This window comes from Streptomyces spectabilis (assembly GCF_008704795.1).
Taxonomy (GTDB): domain Bacteria; phylum Actinomycetota; class Actinomycetes; order Streptomycetales; family Streptomycetaceae; genus Streptomyces; species Streptomyces spectabilis.
This window is the reverse complement of record NZ_CP023690.1, coordinates 61,454-75,692: the sequence shown is the minus strand read 5'-3', so window position 1 is coordinate 75,692 and position 14,239 is coordinate 61,454. Positions and strand designations below refer to the sequence as shown.

The following is a 14,239-nucleotide window of genomic DNA, read 5'->3' as shown; positions in this document are numbered from 1 at the left end:
CCCGGCATCCGCCGGGCCGGTCCGCTCCCGGGCCCGCGCCCGCCGGGGCGCGGGCCCGGGAACGAGCTGTCGAAAGACGAGGTAGCTGACGATGAACGATGTCGATCGCCGCACGCTCATAGGGCGCGGCGCCGCGGTCGCGGGGGCCGCGGTCGCCGCCACCGCCGTGGCCCCCGCCCTGCTGGCCGCCCCGGCCGCCGCCGCCCCGGCCGCCCGCACCCCGCGGGCGGCCGGGGCGACCATAGGCCCCGACGACGCCCGCTATCCGCTGCTGACCACCGGCAACAACCAGCGGTTCGTGGCCAGACCCGACTACATCAAGATGATCACGTCGGCCGCGGACGCCGAAGCGGCCCTGGAGCAGGCCTTCAAGGACCGCAAGCGGATCTCGGTGCGCAGCGGCGGCCACTGCTTCGCCGACTTCGCCGCCCACGCGGACACCGAGGTCCTCCTGGACTTCTCCCCGATGACGGCCGTCGGCTACGACGAGCGGATGCGGGCCTTCACCGTCGAGCCCGGCGCCCGCCTGCTCAACGTCTACGAAACCCTCTACAAGGGCTGGGGCGTGGCCGTGCCCGGCGGCATCTGCTACAGCGTCGGCGCCGGCGGGCACGTCAGCGGCGGCGGCTACGGCCTGCTCTCACGCGCCCACGGCCTGGTCTCCGACCACCTGTACGCGGTCGAGGTCGTGGTCATCGACGCCCAGGGCAAGGCCCGCACCCTGGTGGCCACCCGGGAGCAGGACGACCCCCACCGCGAGCTGTGGTGGGCCCACACCGGGGGCGGCGGCGGCAACTTCGGCCTGATCACCCGCTTCTTCTTCCGCTCTCCGGGCGCGCGCGGCACCGAGCCCGCCGACCAGCTGATCAAGCCGCCCTCCACCGTCCTGGTCAGCGCCCTCGACCTGCCCTGGGAGGAGCTGAACGAGACCCGCTTCACCCGGCTGCTGAAGAACTGGGGCGCCTGGCACGAGGAGCACAGCGCCCCCGCCTCCCCCTACCGCCATCTGAGCAGCCTGTTCAACGTCAGCGCCAAGGCGCACGGCAGCCTGGGCATGTTCACCCAGGTCGACGCCGGCGTGGAGAACGCCGAAGGCCTCCTGGACGCCTTCCTGGCCGCGGTCCTGGCGGGCACCGGACTCAAGCCCCGGGCGCTGGCCCGGCCCAACGGCGAACTGCCCGCCATGCCCGGCCTGCACACCCCGCGCCGCATGCCCTGGCTGCAGGCCACCCGCCTGGTCGGCACCGACAACCCCACCATCACCAACCCCACCTCGCGCGGCGCCCACAAGTCCGGCTACATGCGCAAGAACTTCACCGACCACCAGGTCGCCGCCCTCTACAAGCACATGACCCGGGCCGACTTCCACAACCCCGACACCATGCTGGTGCTGTTCTCCTTCGGCGGCCAGGTCAACGCCCTGGCCCCGGACGCCACCGCCAACGCCCAGCGCAGCTCCGCCTTCAAGATGTGCTTCCAGACCTTCTGGTCCGAGCAGAAGGACGACGACTTCTACCTGGGCTGGGCGCGCGGGCTGTACGAGGACTTCTTCGCCCGGACCGGGGGAGTGCCCGTCCTGGACGAGCGCACCGACGGCTGCTACATCAACTACCCCGACCGGGACGTGGCCGACCCCGAGCGCAACACCTCCGGCGTGCCGTGGCAAAAGCTCTACTACAAGGACAACTACCCGCGCCTGCAGCAGGTCAAGAAGCGCTACGACCCCACCGACTTCTTCCGCCACTCCCTGTCGGTGGAACTGCCCCGCCGCTAGCAGCCCCGCCCCGCCCGGCCCGCCGCCGGGCCCGCAGGGCCTCGCGCCGCCCCGCCCGGCCCCTGCCCGGGCGGGCACGCCCCTTCGCCCGCCGCCGGGCGCGCAGCCGCACCCCCCGCGGACCGCGCGCCCGGCTTCCTGCGTCACACCCCGCCCCGCCGACACCGGAAGGCACCGCCTTGTCCCTCACCTCCACCCCCTCCACCCCCTCCGGCAGTCCCGCCGCCTCCGCCGCCGTGCGCGCGGCCGCCGCGGGCGCCGATCTGTCGGGCCTGGTCAAGGCCTACGACATCCGCGGAACCGTGCCCGAGCAGTGGGACGAGTCCCTGGCCGAGCTGTTCGGCGCCGCCTTCGTGCGGGTGACGGGCGCGTCCGCGCTCGTGGTCGGGCACGACATGCGGCCCACCTCACCCGCGCTCAGCCTGGCCTTCTCCCAGGGCGCGGCCCTGGGCGGCTGCGCGGTCACCCAGATCGGCCTGTGCTCCACCGACCAGCTGTACTACGCCTCGGGCGCGCTGGACCTGCCGGGCGCGATGTTCACGGCCTCGCACAACCCGGCGCAGTACAACGGCATCAAGATGTGCCGCGCGGGCGCCGCCCCGGTCGGGCAGGACACCGGCCTGGCCGACATCCGCGCCCTGGTGGAGCGCTGGCTGCGCGAGGGCGCGCCGCCCTCGCTCACCGCGGCCGGCGCCATCACCCGCCGCGACACGCTCAAGGACTACGCGGCCCATCTGCGGTCCCTGGTCGACCTGTCGGTGATCCGGCCGCTGAAGGTGGTGGTGGACGCGGGCAACGGGATGGGCGGGCACACGGTGCCGACCGTCTTCGAGGGGCTGCCGCTGACGCTGGTGCCGATGTACTTCGAGCTGGACGGCACCTTCCCCAACCACGAGGCGAACCCGCTGGATCCGGCGAACATCGTGGACCTGCAGCAGCGCGTGCGCGAGGAGGGCGCCGACCTCGGCATCGCCTTCGACGGCGACGCCGACCGCTGCTTCGTCGTCGACGAGAGGGGCGACCCGGTCTCCCCGTCGGCGGTCACCGCCCTGGTCGCCGCCCGCGAACTCGCCCGCAACGGCGGTTCCGGCACGGTCATCCACAACCTCATCACCTCCTGGACCGTCCCCGAGGTCGTGCGGGAGAACGGCGGCACCCCCGTGCGCACCCGGGTCGGCCACTCCTTCATCAAGCAGGAAATGGCCGCCACCGGCGCCATCTTCGGCGGCGAGCACTCCGCGCACTACTACTTCCGCGACTTCTGGAACGCCGACACCGGCATGCTGGCCGCCCTGCACGTCCTGGCCGCCCTCGGCGGCCAGGACGGCCCCCTGTCGGCCCTCGTGGCCGCCTACGACCGCTATGCGGGCTCCGGCGAGATCAACTCCACCGTCACCGACCAGCAGGGCCGCCTGGACGCCCTGCGCGCCGCCTACCGGGGCGTCGCGGGAGTGAGCGTGGACGAACTCGACGGACTGACCGTCAGCGGCACCCACTGGTGGTTCAACGTCCGCGCCTCCAACACCGAACCCGTGCTGCGCCTGAACGTCGAGGCCCGCGACCAGGACGTGATGGCCCGCGTCCGCGACGAGGTCCTGGCCATCGTCCGCGCCTGAACACCGCGCGCAGGCCGCGCGCCAGGCGCCGCAGGCGCCCCAGAAGCCGGGGAGAACCCCCGTGCCCGCCCCGCGGGCACGGGGGTTCTCGCATGTCCGCGCCCCTTTTCCCGCACAAAGGAGCGCCGACGCGTACGGCCGGTGTCCAACTCCCGTGCAACCGCCGGGACAAAGCTCAATTGACGCAGAACTAGCTCACAGGAAAGATATCTAGTGCCGGAAGGGACACCGAAAGGAATCCCGGAGGCAAGAGAAACAACAAGAGCCGCCCCGCATTCAACGGGCCGGCCGCCCTAAGCCCGGCGCGATGGGCATCCGCCTTTCGGAACCGATGCCGCGCCTTCTGACAAAAACCCTTCATCCGCTCTCCCTTGACACAGAAGAGGAATAAAAGCCATGCGTTCCGTAGCCGTTGTCCTCGGTACCCGCCCCGAAGCCATCAAGTTCGCCCCGGTCATCCGCGCCCTGAAGGACGACCCGCGCTTCGCCCCGACCGTCATCTCCACCGGCCAGCACCGCCAGATGCTCGACGAGACCCTGGAGGCCTTCGGCCTCAGGCCCGACATCGACCTGGAGATCATGGCCCCCCGCCAGACCCTGTCCCAGGTGACCTCCCGCTCCCTGCAGGGCCTGGGCGAGGTGTTCAAGGAGCTCAGGACCGAAGCGGTCCTCGTGCACGGCGACACCGCCACCACCCTGGCCGGCGCCCTGTCCGGCTTCCACCACCAGATCCCCGTCATCCACGTCGAGGCCGGCCTGCGCAGCGGCCACCTCAACTCCCCCTTCCCCGAGGAGGGCAACCGCCGCCTGGTCGCCCAGGTCTCCGCCCTGCACCTGGCCCCCACCCCGGGCAACCGCGCCAACCTGCTGCGCGAGGGCATCGCCGACGACACCATCGTCGTCACCGGCAACACCGTCATCGACGCCCTGCGCTGGGCCAGCGACCGCGCCCAGGACTACGGCTCCGACGCCATCGAGGACCTCGACAGCGACAACCGGCGCGTCGTCCTGGCCTCCGCCCACCGCCGCGAGGCCTGGCCGGACCTGCCGCAGATCGCCGAGGCCTTCGCCAGCATCGCCGACGAGCCCGACGTCCGCGTGGTCATCCCGCTGCACCGCAACCCCGTCGTGCGCGACGCCCTCCTGCCCCGCATCGGCAACCACCCCAACATCACCATCGTCGACCCGCTGTCCTACCTCTGCTTCAGCAAGCTCATGCGCCGCGCCGACCTCATCGTCTCCGACAGCAGCGGCGCCCAGGAGGAAGGCCCCGCCCTCGGCAAGCCCACCCTGGTGCTCGGCAGCGTCACCGAGCGCTCCGAGGCCGTCGTCGCCGGCACCGCCCGCCTGGTCGGCACCAAGACCGGCGGCATCGTCCAGGCCGCCTGCGAACTCCTGCGCGACCCCGGCGCCTACGACCGCATGGCCAACGCCACCAACCCCTACGGCGACGGCCGCGCCACCGAGCGCACCGTCGACGCCATCGCCCACTACTTCGGCGACAGCCCCGCCCCCGACCAGTTCGTCCCGGCCACCCCCATCGACGAGCTGTCCGCGGAACTGGCCCGCACCGCCGCCTTCGCCCGCGCCTGAGACCCCCACCCCGCACCGACCCGGCCAGCCCGACCCGGCAGGAGGCACCCGCCATGACCACCACCCACCGCCACGAGAGCGCCCCCAACACCGCCACCGCCCTCAACTTCTCCGGACCGCACGTCCAGGCCACCCTCGTGACCAACGCCCGCCACTACGCCGTCGACGGCACGGCCATCGTCGTCAACCCCCAGCCCCGCCGGGTCACCCTCAGCGAAAGCCCCCGCACCGGCATACCGCCCCTGTCCTCCACCATCCTGCGCGACACCCGCATCGAGGAGGCCGACACCCTCATCCTGCTGCGCACCGACCCCGACGCCCCCATCGGCGCCATCACCGACGAACCCGGCTGGCAGCTCCTCGCCGACCTGCTGCCCCCCGACACCCCCACCCCCGCCGGCACCGCGCCCTTCCCCCGCGACACCCCCCTCCACAAGAGCCCCCAGGACCACGCCGGCACCGTCCGCTTCGACCCCGCCCACCTGCTCAAGGAGACCGAACACCCCACCCGCCCCCAGGAGTTCCAGGTCAAGGCCAACCTCTGGTACGCCCCGGCCGGCACCCACTGCCACATCCACAACAGCCACGACTTCATCGAAGTCCACACCCAAGTCCACGGCCTGGGCCGCATGCAGAAGTTCACCGCACAGGACCGCACCCGCCTCTACGAGGACCTGCGCATGGCCCCCGGCTACACCACCCCCGACCCGTTCTGCGCCACCCGCCCCGACGGCTCCTACCACTACCCCTGGCACCAGTACTACGCCGACACCGACTGCGTCTGGCTCGCCGTCGAATACCACCGCCTCACCCCCTGACCCCCGCCCCCTTCCCACCCCCACCGGCCGCCGCGCCCCACCGACACCCCAAGGAGAACGACCATGACCGCCGACTCGCTGTCCGCCTTCCGCGCCCCGAAGTTCACCCCCGAGCTCGTCGCCGACCAGCTGCGCGACGGCTACTGGCTGGAGGCCCCGGACCTCAACAACGACAACAAGCCCGACCTGTTCGGCTACGGCCTGCGCCTGGGCGAGGTCTACTGGTACCAGAACGACGAGAAGTGGACCCGCCGCCTGGTCGCCGACAAGATCAAGATGCCGGTCGGCGCCGACTACGCCGACGTCAGCGGCAACGGCCACCCCGACATCATCCTCTGCTACGACCTCTACGGCCCCATCGGCACCATCCAGGACGCCAACACCCAGGGCGGCAAGATCGACTGGCTGGAGAACCCGGGCAGCCCCGACAAGGACGAGTCCCGCTGGAAGAGGCACTACGTGGGCCGCGCCACCGGCATGCACCGCCTGCGGGCCGGCTACTTCACCCAGACCGAGCGCCTGGAGATCATCGGCCTGCCGATCGTCGCCAAGGAAGACGTCCACGCCGTCCTGCCGGTCGTGCTGTTCACCCAGCCCGACGACGTGCACACGGCCGAGGAGTGGCCGATGACGGTCATCGACGACTGCCACTTCCGCATGATCCACGGCGCCGAGAAGAAGCAGGGCCTCATCCCCGGCTCCGACCGCGAGTCCCTCCTGCTGGCCTCCGACGAGGGCGTCACCTGGATGTTCTACGACGAGAACAAGAAGGAGTGGATCCGCAAGCTCATCGGCACCGGCGAGGTCACCCAGTTCGAGCAGACCGGCTTCCGCGGCAGCGGCGACCTCAACGTCGGCCGCATGGGCGAGGACGCCATGGGCTACGTCGCCGCCGTCGAGCCCTTCCACGGCAACACCGTCGCCGTCTACACCAAGGCAGGCGACGGCCGCCCCGAGGACGTCGAGTGGAACCGCGTCCTGCTGGACGTCTACGGCGACCCGAACGAGAACGGCGAGGGCCCCGGCCACCAGATCGTCACCGCCGACTTCGACGGCGACGGCGAGGACGAGTTCCTGGTCGCCCTGCGCGGCCCGTGGCCCTGGCAGGGCGTCATGTACTACAAGGCCATCGACCTGAAGAACGGCGTCTGGGCCAAGTGGCGGGTCTCCGACGAGTCCGTGGCCCGCATCGCCACCGCCGACTTCAACGGCGACGGCCGCCTGGACTTCGCCACCATCGCCTACTCGGTCCAGAACTACTACGTGGCCAAGGACGCCAAGCTCATGGTCTACCGCAACGAGACCGACGCCCAGTAACCCCCAACCCCCAACCCCCAACCCCCGACCGCCCCCGACCCCCGACCCCCGCCCCTTCGACCCCGCCCCCGACCGCCCCCGACCCCCGACAGAGCCCCCGACCGAAGAACGACGAAGAAGAAGCAAGAAGAAGAAGGAGGAGCACATGACCACCCCCGGCGAGAGGAGCACGCGATAGCCGCACGCCGGAGCAGACGCCACCACCGCAGAACCGACCACAACCGCAGACAGGAGGACCCAGACCCCCCGGGGCGGCCGTACACCAACGGCCGCCCCGCTCTTCTGTGCCCGCCCCCGGGCACCGGCACAACGCAGAGGCGGGAGAGCCCGGTGAGGGCTCTCCCGCCTCTGTCCCGCCCGCGGTTCCTACACGGGTACGGCGTCGGGCGCGGGCGCCTTCAGCTCGAAGGCCTCGGCGAGCAGCCGGTAGGAGCGCACCCGGTCGGCGGGGTCGGCGGTCAGGGTGTTCACCAGGATCTCGCCGACGCCGTGTTCGGCGGCCAGCTGTGTCAGCCGCGCGCGCACCTGCTCGGGGGTGCCCGCCACCAGGGTGCGGCGCAGCGCGGCGGCCCGCTCCGCCTCCAGCGCGCTCCACCGGTGGCCGCGCACGCCGTGCACCGACGGCAGCGGCAGGTCCTGGCCCAGGTCCTTGCGGCTGCGCCACAGCAGCACGCTCTGCGCGAGCTCCTCGGCCCTGGCCTCGGTGTCGGCGCTCACCACGCGCACGGCCACCACGCCGCGCTGCGGCGGGTGCCCGGCGGCGTCCAGGGCGCCGCGGTAGGCGTCCATCACGGCCCGGCCCGGCTTGTGGGTCAGGAAGTAGGCGTAGGCGAAGGAGGCGCCCAGCTTTCCGGCGTGGCGGGCGGAGTTGGTGCCCGCGCCCAGCAGCCACAGCCGCGGCGGCACGGGTGCGCTCTGGTCGGTCTCGGGGCGGCGGCCCGGGATCAGGCCCAGGCGCAGCCGCACCTCTTCGACCTGGGCGGGGAAGCGGTCGGCGGGGCCGCCCGCGCGCCCCACCCCGAGGTCGACCCGGCCCGGATGCAGCGCGGCCAGCACGTTGAAGACCTCGGCGACCTTGGCCGCCCGGTAGCGGGGCAGCAGGACGCCGCCGGTGCCGATGCGCAGGTGGCGGGTGCGGGCCAGGAGGTGTCCGGCCAGGATCTCGGGTGCGGTCCCGGCGAACCCGGGGGAGTCGTGGTGTTCGGCCACCCAGTAGCGGGTGTAGCCCAGGCCGTCCACGGCCTGGGCGAGATCGGCGGAGGCGCGCAGTGCCTCGGCGGCCGTCTGGCCCTCGCCGACGGGGGTCTGGTCCAGGACCGAAAGACGCAGCGGTGTCTGCTCCATCAGGCCTCCTCGGGCGCGGCGGGGGTGCTGTGCGGGTCGGTGATGGCGGGCACGATGCGGAAGTCGCGCTGGAAGACCAGGTTGTGCAGGTCGGCGGTGGCGATCGCGCGCAGGGTGGGCACCTCGGCGGCGGCCTGCTCGTCGGTGAAGACGTTCAGCGGCCATTCGGCGACGGTGGCGCCGCGCAGGTGCGGGTGGTGGAATCCCCGGCCGTAGTGCGCCACCAGGCTGATCGGGTCGATGCCCTCGGCGCGCTGCCGGGGCCAGGTCAGCGCCCAGGTGGCCACCAGGCCGCCGTCTCCCGCGCGGGTGGATCCGCCGGCGTCCACCCGGCCCGCCCCGTTGAGCAGATGGGTGTTGAACTCTGCGAGCACCTGGCGGGCGTAGGGGTCAAGGAGCGCGACGGCCTGCCGGAACAGCTCCTCCTTGGCCGCGCGCGAGACGGCTCCGTCGCCGTGGGTGCCATCACGCAGATCTGCGAAGTGCCGCAGCAGCGCCCCGATAGGGGCGGTGGGGCGCGTCACGCTGGTGTTCATCCTGTGCCTCCTGGGCGGTGCGGAAAGGGTGTGCCGGGGCGCGGCCGGGGGCGCCTGCGGGGTGCCACATGGCCGCGCATCACCGGGCCCAACGCCCGTGCCTCCACCGGCCCCTCCCGCCGCGGCCCGCCCGGCACCCACTTGGCCAAGTCGCCCACCGGGAACCGCCCTTGGGGCCGCCCCCCGGGCCGGGGGGCGGGCGGGGCATGTTGCCGAAGTAGCGCCCGGGCCTTTGCGGCCCGCCGCCGGGCCGCGTCACCATGGGAGACAGGAAGCCGGGCACACACCGGTACGCCCCGCCGCTCAGGCGCCCGGCTTCCTTTCCCCCTCTGTCTTCCCCCCTCTTCGGCCTTCCGTGCTGGCCGCCCGCCCCCCCCGTGGCGGCCCGAAGAGGGGGGTTTCAGCGTTTGGGCGCGGGCCGCGGGGCGCGCACGATCCTGCGCCCCCGCCCCGGCGCCCCGGCCGCCGCCCCGTCTCCCGCCGCCCCGTCTGCCGCCGTGAACGCCCCGGCGCCGGGGGCCTGTTCGAGGGCGGCGGCCACCAGGGAGATCAGTCCGGACAGCGCGTCCGCCGCGCCGGCGGGCAGCGGCCCCAGCAGCCGCTCGTAGACGGCGTCCGCGGCCCGGCGCACCGCGTCCACCACACGGCGTCCCTCCTCGGTCAGCTGCGCCCAGGAGCCGCGCCCGTCGTGCAGGTCGGCCTCGCGGACCACGTAGCCGGACTCGGCCATCCTGCGGATGATGTTGCTGGTGCCGCCCGAGGACAGGCGGCAGCGCCCGGCGAGTTCACCGGTGCGCAGCCGGTAGCCGCGCTCGGCGCCCGCGCCGCGCAGGGCGGCCAGGACCTCGAAGTCGGCGCGGGTCAGGCCCCGCCGGGCGGCTTCGGTGTCGGTGACGGCGTCCATGGCGGCCGCCAGGCGGGTGGCCTGGGCGGCGAGGTGCGCCGGGGTGCAGCGTGCCGTGGGTGTCTGGGCCATCAGTACCTCTTCCTGGGCCGGCCGCTTCGTGGTGCACGGGCGCGCGTCACGAAGCGGCAGCGCAGTGTGGACAACGGGGGCAGGACCGGGCACGCGGCTACTCGCGGCCGGTGGCGGCGGCCATGAGGGGCGGGACGGCGTCGGGCAGGGGGCGGGCGGCGTCCACCGCGAGGGCCGTGCCGTGGGCGGGGGGTGTGCTGTGCGCGGGCAGGGCCAGCAGGCTGTGGGCGATGGCGTCGGCGTCGCCCAGGATGACGGAGTCCACGCCGGGGCGTATGCCCGCCGCGGTCGCCCAGTGCACCGCCTCGGTCGGCACGCCGTAGGCGAAGCGCCGCGGGTGGGCGCGGCCGCGGCTGTCCACCAGGTGGTAGGGGCGGGCGGTGACGGCCAGGCCCCCGGTCTCGTAGTCGCCGCGCGGGCCGGTGAGGGTGTGCAGCCGGGCCTGTCCGCTGCCCAGCAGGTGGCGCAGCAGCGGGTCGGTGGTGCGGTGCAGGTCGGTCTCGGGAAGGCGGGCCTCGATGAGGGTCCGCGCGGTGACGGGCGGCCCGGCCACGGCCGCGGAGGTGGCCGCGAACACCGGCCCGTCGGGGCCCTGGGCGGGGCGCACGCTCAGTTCGGGGCCGGCCACTTCCAGGACGCCGGCTTCGATCAGCGCGGTCATCTCCTCGATGCGCGAGGCGGGCGGGCCGATGGACAGGTAGGCGTTCAGCGGGGTGTACCAGCGCTCCAGGTCCTCGCGGTGGGAGTCGGCGCTCAGCCCGCCGTGGTCGACGACCTGGCGGATCTCGTTGCGCAGGTCGCGCAGCACGTCCAGGGCGGCCTTCACCGGACCGCTGAGGTTGCCCTGGCGGGCCTGGTCCAGATCGCGCCGCAGATGGGCCAGGAGCCAGGCGGTGAAGTCGCCGGGCCCGCTGAAGGCGGTCTCCTTGTAGGGCTTGGCGACCTGCTCCCAGTCCCAGCGCTCGTCGGCGGCCACGCGGTGGGTGTCGAGCAGGGAGGCGCGGGCCTGGGCGGAGGGCGCGGCCAGGTAGCGCTCGGCCAGTTCCCGGCCCTCGCCGGTGCGGCCGTGGGCGGCCAGCAGGGTGCGGTAGTAGACGGCCTCCACCTCGGTGGCGATCAGCGGCCACAGCCGGGCGGCGAAGTCCAGCGGGCGCTGCTGTCGCAGCAGGGCGATGCGCTCGGCGGTGAGCAGGCGGGGGGTGTGGCGGCCGAAGGCGCCCTTCTCGTTCTCGCCGCGCGCGTGGTAGGGCACGCCGCGCCGTGAGCCGGCCACCAGGTGCGGTTCGCGGCCCGAGGGCCGGTAGGTGAGTACGCCGTCCTGGCGGTGGAAGGTGCCGCCGCGGCCGAGGGTGAACAGGGCCATGTGGTCGAAGAAGTTCAGGCCCAGGCCGCGCAGCAGCACCGTCTCGCCGGGGGCGATGGCGGACAGGTCCAGGTCGGCGGGGTTGGCGGGGGGCAGGTAGCGCAGCTGGTGGCGGGCGGCGTAGCCGGCCAGGTCCGCTTCGGCGGCCGTCGGCCGGACCGGGGTGTGCCCCTGGGCCAGGACCACCGCGTCCAGACCCGTCAGGACGGTGCCGTCGGCCAGGCGCAGGGTCTGCGGGCTGTGCGGGTGCCTCCCGGCGTCGTCCAGGGCGGTGGCGCGGGTGGCGTGGGTGCGCACCCGGGTGTGGGAGGGGGCGCGGGAGACGATGTGGGCGAACGCCCAGCGCAGGTAGTGGCCGTAGAAGGCGCGGGTGGGGTAGGCGTCGGGGCCCAGGGCGCTGGCCTGCTCGAGCACCCACGCCGGCTGGGCGGCGGCGGTGCGGGAGCGGGCCAGGGAGCGGGCCCACTGGTACAGGCTCGGGCCGCGCACCAGCGGGCCCTGCATGCGCACGGAGGCGTCGGTGAACACGGTCACCTGGGAGGCGACGGTGTTCATCAGCAGGTGGGCGGGCTGGTCGGTGCGCCACACGGCGCCCGCGCCGGGCGGGAAGGGGTCGATGACGTGCACGGTCAGCGGGCGGGTGGGCAGGGTGCGGGCGCCGGCGAGGGTCCGCTCCAGGACGGACAGGCCTCGGGGGCCGGCGCCGACGATGGCCAGGGTCAGGGGGCGGCTGTTCATGACGGGAAGCTCTCCTTGGGCGGGCGGGCGGGGCAACGGGCCGGGTGGCGGGGGCGGTTCAGGGGCGGGCGGCCTGCCGTGCGGACGGACGCGGGACGCGCGGGGCGGGCAGGGGGCGGGCGGCGTCCTGCCAGGCGCGCTGCCAGTCCGCGGCGCGCTCGGCGGGCCCGGCCCGGTAGGGGGTGTGGGGCCAGGCGGTCACGGGCCGGATGCCGTGCAGGGCGTTGACCAGCCACACCTCGTGGCCGCTGAGGTCGGCCGGGCGGACGTCGCGGGGGGTGAGGGGGATGCCCAGGCGGGTGGCGCGGGCGGTGATCCAGGCGGCGGTGATGCCGGGCAGGACGGGCAGGCCGGGCGCGGGCAGGCACAGCCGCCCGTCCTGCCACCACAGCAGGGTGGCCGAGGTGGCCTCGCTGGCCCGCCCGTCGGGGGTGGTCAGCAGGTAGTCGTCGGCGCCCCGGCCCCGGGCGTGGGCGCGCAAGCCGGCGAGCGCGGCCAGGTCGGGGCCCTTGCGGGTGGGGCAGGTGCGCGGGTCGGGCCCGTACCAGCAGCTCAGGCGCGCCTGGCCGGTGCGCTCGGGGCAGGGCCGAAGGCGCAGGCCGAGCACCGGCCGGGCGCCGCCGAGCAGTTCCACGCGCGGGAACCAGGCGCCGGTGCGCGGCAGCCGGGCCAGCGCCTGGGTGAAGAAGCCGTCCGCGTCCAGGCCGCGGCCGGCGCCCGCGGCCCGGCAGGCGGCCAGGAACCGGGCCCGGTGCCCGGCGGTGAACCTTGCCCGGCCGTCCTGGACGAGCCAGGAGTCGGCGGCCAGGACCGGGGCGTCGGGCGGGCGGGCGGGGGCCAGGTGGGAGCCGGGCCGCCAGGCGAACCACGCCGTGTGCCGGGGGGACACGGCCGGTCAGTACTTTCCGTGCACGGCGGTGGCCGGTGCGGTGCGCGGCCCGTAGGGGGCGCGCTCCAGCCATTCGCCCCAGGCGGGCACCAGCGGGGCCAGGCGGGCGGAGAAGGCCTGCAGCAGCCGGGTCCTGCGGTGGCGGGGGCGCAGGTGGGCCAGGGCGGTGCCGGCCGCGCGGGAGTTGAACAGGGCGGCCTCGCGGCGGGCGTGGGCGAACGCGCCGACGGCCGCGGTGCGTTCGCCGCCGGCCAGGGCCTGGGCGATGGCGTCGGCGGCGGCCACCGCGTCGGCGATGCCGCTGTTCATGCCGCGCGCCCCGAACGGCGGGAACAGGTGCGAGGCCTCGCCCACCAGCAGGACCCGGTGGGCGGGGTCGGTGAAGGCGTCGGCCACGACCTGCAGGAAGTGGTAGCGCGAGACCCACAGCAGCCGGTCGGCGTAGGCGGGGGGCACCACGCGGGCCACCCAGGCGCGGGCGGCCTCCTCGGTGGCCCACTGCTCGGGGTCGTCGCCGTCCTTGCACTGCAGGTCGAGCTGGAAGCCGCCGGCGAAGGGCACCCGCATCACGCTGCGCCCGCCGAGCGCGGGGTGTTCGTAGGTGAACACGCGCTCCAGGGGCAGCGGGTGGCCGGGGTCCTCGGCGATGTCGACCACGACGTGGAAGGCCTGGGAGCGGGTGCCGCTCATGGGGATGCCCAGGGCGTGGCGCACGGTGGAGCGGGCGCCGTCGGCGGCGATGACGAAGCGGGCGTGGTGGACGGTGCCGTCGGCGGTGTACACCCGTACGCCGTCGGGGCCGGGTTCGGTGCCGGTGACGGGGGCGTCCCACACGAAGCGGACGCCGGCGTCCTGGCAGGCGCGCAGCAGGTGCTTTTCGGTCTCGACCTGGCGCAGGCTGGTGAAGGGCGGGGTGGCGGCGCCGGTGTGCTGGACGGGGTAGGTGCGGGAGAAGACCTCGCGGTCGCGGTAGACGGTGCGGCGGGTGGGCCAGATGACGCCGTGGTCGATGAGGGTCTTGTCCAGGCCGGGGCTGATGGTGCCGAGCAGGTCCAGGGAGTCGCGGTGGACGAACAGGGCGCGGCTGCCGGGCCGCCGGCGCTCGGCGGGGTCGGCTTCCAGGACGGTGACGGGGATCTGGTGGTGGCGCAGGGCCAGGGCGGCGGTGAGCCCGACCGGGCCCGCGCCGACGACGAGGACGGGGTGGGTCGGTGCCTGGGGCGAGGGGGGTGCCATGGTCTGGTCAGTCCTTCCGGCAGGTGCGGCTGGTGCGGC

The 14,239-nt window shown here is 74.3% G+C and carries 11 protein-coding genes; 5 read left to right on the top strand and 6 right to left on the bottom strand.

The window, feature by feature from the left end; translation table 11 throughout:
• Window positions 1-91 precede the first annotated feature (91 nt).
• The 5 genes from CP982_RS00315 to CP982_RS00295 all read left to right on the top strand — a co-directional run bounded on the left by CP982_RS00315 (window position 92) and on the right by CP982_RS00295 (window position 7,118).
• Window positions 92-1,774, top strand: a complete 1,683-nt coding sequence (locus tag CP982_RS00315; RefSeq protein ID WP_150508591.1) for an FAD-binding oxidoreductase — start codon at window positions 92-94, stop codon at window positions 1,772-1,774.
• A 236-nt stretch (window positions 1,775-2,010) separates the two neighbouring features.
• Window positions 2,011-3,390: a phosphomannomutase/phosphoglucomutase gene (locus CP982_RS00310; RefSeq protein ID WP_150515225.1), complete on the top strand. Its 1,380-nt coding sequence runs from the start codon at window positions 2,011-2,013 to the stop codon at window positions 3,388-3,390.
• A 396-nt stretch (window positions 3,391-3,786) separates the two neighbouring features.
• Window positions 3,787-4,983 (top strand): non-hydrolyzing UDP-N-acetylglucosamine 2-epimerase, encoded by a 1,197-nt coding sequence (wecB, locus tag CP982_RS00305; RefSeq protein WP_150508590.1) that lies wholly within the window; start codon window positions 3,787-3,789, stop codon window positions 4,981-4,983.
• A 53-nt stretch (window positions 4,984-5,036) separates the two neighbouring features.
• Window positions 5,037-5,801, top strand: coding sequence for a hypothetical protein (locus CP982_RS00300; RefSeq protein ID WP_150508589.1), 765 nt, complete (start codon window positions 5,037-5,039; stop codon window positions 5,799-5,801).
• A 63-nt stretch (window positions 5,802-5,864) separates the two neighbouring features.
• Window positions 5,865-7,118: an FG-GAP repeat domain-containing protein gene (locus CP982_RS00295; protein ID WP_150508588.1), complete on the top strand. Its 1,254-nt coding sequence runs from the start codon at window positions 5,865-5,867 to the stop codon at window positions 7,116-7,118.
• A gap of 366 nt (window positions 7,119-7,484) precedes the next feature.
• Here the strand turns inward: CP982_RS00295 and CP982_RS00290 are convergent, their stop codons facing one another.
• The 6 genes from CP982_RS00290 to CP982_RS00265 form a co-directional block, all read right to left on the bottom strand.
• A complete protein-coding gene (locus CP982_RS00290) occupies window positions 7,485-8,462 on the bottom strand; it encodes an MsnO8 family LLM class oxidoreductase (RefSeq protein WP_150508587.1) in 978 nt (325 codons plus the stop codon).
• Window positions 8,462-8,998 carry a hypothetical protein gene (locus tag CP982_RS00285; protein WP_150508586.1) on the bottom strand — a complete coding sequence of 179 codons (537 nt, stop codon included), beginning with the start codon at window positions 8,996-8,998 and terminating at the stop codon, window positions 8,462-8,464. Before CP982_RS00285 ends, CP982_RS00290 begins: the two co-directional genes overlap by 1 nt.
• A gap of 400 nt (window positions 8,999-9,398) precedes the next feature.
• Complete coding sequence (locus CP982_RS00280) at window positions 9,399-9,974, bottom strand: MarR family winged helix-turn-helix transcriptional regulator (protein WP_150508585.1); 576 nt, start codon at window positions 9,972-9,974, stop codon at window positions 9,399-9,401.
• Between the two features lie 97 nt (window positions 9,975-10,071).
• Window positions 10,072-12,075: an FAD/NAD(P)-binding protein gene (locus CP982_RS00275; protein ID WP_150508584.1), complete on the bottom strand. Its 2,004-nt coding sequence runs from the start codon at window positions 12,073-12,075 to the stop codon at window positions 10,072-10,074.
• Between the two features lie 58 nt (window positions 12,076-12,133).
• Window positions 12,134-12,964, bottom strand: a complete 831-nt coding sequence (locus CP982_RS00270; RefSeq protein WP_229879726.1) for an aminotransferase class IV — start codon at window positions 12,962-12,964, stop codon at window positions 12,134-12,136.
• A gap of 6 nt (window positions 12,965-12,970) precedes the next feature.
• A complete protein-coding gene (locus CP982_RS00265) occupies window positions 12,971-14,200 on the bottom strand; it encodes an FAD-dependent oxidoreductase (RefSeq protein ID WP_150508583.1) in 1,230 nt (409 codons plus the stop codon).
• Between the last annotated feature and the right edge of the window lie 39 nt (window positions 14,201-14,239).

What these genes read in the sequence shown, in the direction of transcription:
- CP982_RS00300 (WP_150508589.1), top strand. Translation starts at nt 5,037, where the DNA reads ATGACCACCACCCACCGCCACGAGAGCGCCCCCAACACCGCCACCGCC.
- CP982_RS00275 (WP_150508584.1), bottom strand. Translation starts at nt 12,075, where the DNA reads ATGAACAGCCGCCCCCTGACCCTGGCCATCGTCGGCGCCGGCCCCCGA.
- CP982_RS00315 (WP_150508591.1), top strand. Translation starts at nt 92, where the DNA reads ATGAACGATGTCGATCGCCGCACGCTCATAGGGCGCGGCGCCGCGGTC.
- CP982_RS00280 (WP_150508585.1), bottom strand. Translation starts at nt 9,974, where the DNA reads ATGGCCCAGACACCCACGGCACGCTGCACCCCGGCGCACCTCGCCGCC.
- CP982_RS00285 (WP_150508586.1), bottom strand. Translation starts at nt 8,998, where the DNA reads ATGAACACCAGCGTGACGCGCCCCACCGCCCCTATCGGGGCGCTGCTG.
- wecB (WP_150508590.1), top strand. Translation starts at nt 3,787, where the DNA reads ATGCGTTCCGTAGCCGTTGTCCTCGGTACCCGCCCCGAAGCCATCAAG.
- CP982_RS00265 (WP_150508583.1), bottom strand. Translation starts at nt 14,200, where the DNA reads ATGGCACCCCCCTCGCCCCAGGCACCGACCCACCCCGTCCTCGTCGTC.
- CP982_RS00295 (WP_150508588.1), top strand. Translation starts at nt 5,865, where the DNA reads ATGACCGCCGACTCGCTGTCCGCCTTCCGCGCCCCGAAGTTCACCCCC.
- CP982_RS00290 (WP_150508587.1), bottom strand. Translation starts at nt 8,462, where the DNA reads ATGGAGCAGACACCGCTGCGTCTTTCGGTCCTGGACCAGACCCCCGTC.